Source organism: Neptunomonas sp. CHC150, from assembly GCF_030397555.1.
Lineage (GTDB): Bacteria > Pseudomonadota > Gammaproteobacteria > Pseudomonadales > Balneatricaceae > Neptunomonas > Neptunomonas phycophila.
In genome coordinates this window covers 1-2,587 of record NZ_JAPNXU010000038.1, presented here as the reverse complement: position 1 = coordinate 2,587, position 2,587 = coordinate 1, and the positions used below count along the sequence as shown (strand labels likewise).

Here is a 2,587-nt window from a genome sequence, read left to right as displayed (position 1 = left end):
GCATAAAAAGGATCTAGGGAAAATTTTTGGCAAGCGTCGAGTTAAAAAAGAGTACCCAGACCTACATGAGATATTTGCCTTTCATGTCCCTCACTTCTCAAAAGCTTCTGTGCTGTGTCGCCAGTTCAAAAAGCTCGAAGGGTTAGAACTGACTAAAGCAATGTGCCTTGAATCATAAAAAAGGAATACAAGATGGAAATACTAAAACATCAAATCACCGAGCAAGAACAAGGAATTGTTTATCGCATGGGTGAGCGTCCAGAAAATACGTTGAGAGAGTTACTAGAGGAAGGGTTTGTATCTCAGGAGAGGTTTATAAATATCCGACCTAAACAGCGTTGTCCATGTGGTTCAAAGAAGAAGTTTAAGAAGTGCTGTGGAAGGTTGTTAGAAGATAAATAAGCAAGAGAGGTTGAGTATGAAGATTAGTGATCCATTGGCGCAAGATGAGTTGGCTTTTGCGCGTGAAGCTCTTGATGGGTTAGCAGAGTCAGCGTTGCAACGCGGGTTTCTGCTAAGGCCGGAAGTTATAGAAGTAATGCTGATTCTTACAAAGGGAAGCGATCGTATTTTGCCAGCGAGCATGGGGCCAGTTAAGGAGTTGTAAGCGAAACAAGCAAGGTTCGCCTTGCTTGTCTGCCTAGCGTGGTTGCTAGGTACTGATGAGCAGCCAGTACAACACAAAGCTATAGGAGGTTTTTATTATGTTTGGTGAATACACACCACTAATGAAAGCAGGTTTATTACAACGCCGCTTAGCGAATGGTAAAGCCATACTCGATGCTGAACTAGGCTTGCAGAAATGGTGCCCGCACTGCCAAGAGTATTGGCCGCAAGACACCTTGTTCTGGTCTCCATGTAGAAGAAACCCAGATGGGTTGCAGAGTTGGTGCAAGGCTTGTCAGTTGGAATGCAAGAACGCCAAACGTAAAGCGGCTTAGGAGGCAATATGTGTGATTATCAAGGGTATGACTTTGGAGCTCGTTATCTAGATTCAACTTGCATTGATGGATACCTATGGGATCTAGATAGTGGTGGTAGAGACGAGAATGGAGATTCTTATTTAGACAATGGCGGTGACATGCCTTGCCCTGCTTGTAACCCTAAGTCATGGGTTAAGTATCAGGCAGATGAGTATGAGGTGGATGGATACGAGTCATTTGAGCATCCACTGACCACTAAGATGGTAAAGAATGTGATGGCAAAATTACCATCAAACAAAAGACGAATGGCTATGCGGTATTGGAGAGCTGGTCGAACATGTGCTATCAACGAAGCTAAAAAACAGGGGTAAGTCAAAATGTCTAACTTACTCAAACTTGTCCAAATCGCTAAGCGTGATCTTGCAATGGAAGATGATTCTTATCGTGACGTTCTTGAGCAATGCACAGGTAAGCGAAGTGCAAAAGGCTTGAACGACATTCAACTAACCAAAGTGTTAGACAGAATGAAAGCGCTAGGCTTTAAACCAAAACGCAAGCCACAAGCAAGAGCGCCAGAAGTGGCAAAGATTCGTGCAATTTGGCGTACCATGCACAAACAAGGCTTTATCCGCAATGCGAACGACGTTGCCATTGATGCTTATGTGAAACGCATGACTACTGCATCAAATGGACGTGGCATTGAAAAGGCGGTTTGGCTTAAGTCAGCTCAGGCCGCTGAAGTGTTAGAAGCTTTAAAGAAATGGCACTATCGATTAATGGCCGAGGTGATCACTAAAAGTGGTGGTCGCATTCCATCGAACAACGATTGCACAGGCCCAGCTGGTTACGAACTATTAGCTGAACATTATGCGAGTAACTACTACAAACCTGCTTAACGTGCCCCACCAGTAAACACTGCCATATACTACAAACACCTCGCCAAGCGGGGTGTTTTTATATTCATACTATGTGAAGGTATGCCATGTGGATGGGAGGCAGTAATGAGTGAAGAAAACCAAGACTTGTTTGGTTACAAGAATGTAAGCCTAGAAGAAGTTGAAAAACTAGCAGACGATGAAGAGCACCAACGATGGCCAGAAGCCATGCGCCAAATCTACTGCATATTCAAAGACGAACTCGTTAAGAACGAAACCGATCCAAAGCTTGCGGTGGTTTTACTGCATCGTATTTGCAAAGAGTTTGGTGGTGTTCAGCTTTACCTTCCACGCGGCAGACAGCTTGAATCTGAAATCATGAACCTGTCTATCTGGCGTGAGTTCAATGGTGCGAATGTTGAAGAGCTGTCACGTAAATACGATAAAAGTATGCAGCACATCTATCGCGTAGTCGCTAAAATGCGCAAGAGAGAAGTTAAGAACCGCCAACCGAATTTATTTTAAGAGAGTTAGTAATGAACAAATCCGTGATCACTTTGCTTGCAGCCTATGCTCTCGTCGGGTGTAGTTAGCCGAGTAATACCCTTTCGTTTGAAATGAATGAATCCGATTCGGAACATATTGAATTAATCAAAGACGCAGCTTCTGTTCTATCTCAGTTTTGCCCTTCAGCAAAGAAAGCGAACAGTGTAAATGCTTCATACCAGAGTGACGTCATTATTGAATATGAATCCAAAACCCCTAAAGGAACTTGGGGGGATGAGGAAC

At 43.7% G+C, this 2,587-nt stretch carries 6 protein-coding genes and 1 other RNA gene; all 7 read left to right on the top strand.

Translation table 11 applies throughout. The features are described from left to right. The first annotated feature begins 192 nt into the window (after window positions 1-192). The 7 genes from OW491_RS18025 (at window position 193) to OW491_RS17995 (ending at window position 2,323) form a co-directional block, all read left to right on the top strand. Window positions 193-402, top strand: a complete 210-nt coding sequence (locus OW491_RS18025; protein WP_102582810.1) for an SEC-C metal-binding domain-containing protein — start codon at window positions 193-195, stop codon at window positions 400-402. Window positions 403-418: 16 nt separating this feature from the next. Further along, entirely contained in the window at window positions 419-607 is a 189-nt protein-coding gene (locus OW491_RS18020; protein ID WP_102582809.1) for a hypothetical protein, read from the top strand. After that, window positions 606-676, top strand: an RNA gene (locus OW491_RS18015) — hammerhead ribozyme type II. The genes OW491_RS18020 and OW491_RS18015 overlap by 2 nt, the downstream gene beginning before the upstream one ends. Before the next feature lie 28 nt (window positions 677-704). Continuing rightward, window positions 705-941, top strand: a complete 237-nt coding sequence (locus tag OW491_RS18010; protein WP_016076447.1) for a hypothetical protein — start codon at window positions 705-707, stop codon at window positions 939-941. A gap of 8 nt (window positions 942-949) precedes the next feature. Then, entirely contained in the window at window positions 950-1,294 is a 345-nt protein-coding gene (locus tag OW491_RS18005) for a hypothetical protein (RefSeq protein ID WP_102572875.1), read from the top strand. 6 nt (window positions 1,295-1,300) lie between these two features. Next, window positions 1,301-1,819 carry a regulatory protein GemA gene (locus OW491_RS18000; protein WP_102582808.1) on the top strand — a complete coding sequence of 173 codons (519 nt, stop codon included), beginning with the start codon at window positions 1,301-1,303 and terminating at the stop codon, window positions 1,817-1,819. A 105-nt stretch (window positions 1,820-1,924) separates the two neighbouring features. Next, on the top strand, window positions 1,925-2,323 hold the full coding sequence (locus tag OW491_RS17995; protein WP_290037271.1) for a Mor transcription activator family protein: 399 nt from the start codon (window positions 1,925-1,927) through the stop codon (window positions 2,321-2,323). Window positions 2,324-2,587: the final 264 nt, after the last annotated feature.

Coding starts and splice junctions, on each gene's coding strand:
- OW491_RS18005 (WP_102572875.1), top strand. CDS start 950: ATGTGTGATTATCAAGGGTATGACTTTGGAGCTCGTTATCTAGATTCA.
- OW491_RS17995 (WP_290037271.1), top strand. CDS start 1,925: ATGAGTGAAGAAAACCAAGACTTGTTTGGTTACAAGAATGTAAGCCTA.
- OW491_RS18000 (WP_102582808.1), top strand. CDS start 1,301: ATGTCTAACTTACTCAAACTTGTCCAAATCGCTAAGCGTGATCTTGCA.
- OW491_RS18010 (WP_016076447.1), top strand. CDS start 705: ATGTTTGGTGAATACACACCACTAATGAAAGCAGGTTTATTACAACGC.
- OW491_RS18020 (WP_102582809.1), top strand. CDS start 419: ATGAAGATTAGTGATCCATTGGCGCAAGATGAGTTGGCTTTTGCGCGT.
- OW491_RS18025 (WP_102582810.1), top strand. CDS start 193: ATGGAAATACTAAAACATCAAATCACCGAGCAAGAACAAGGAATTGTT.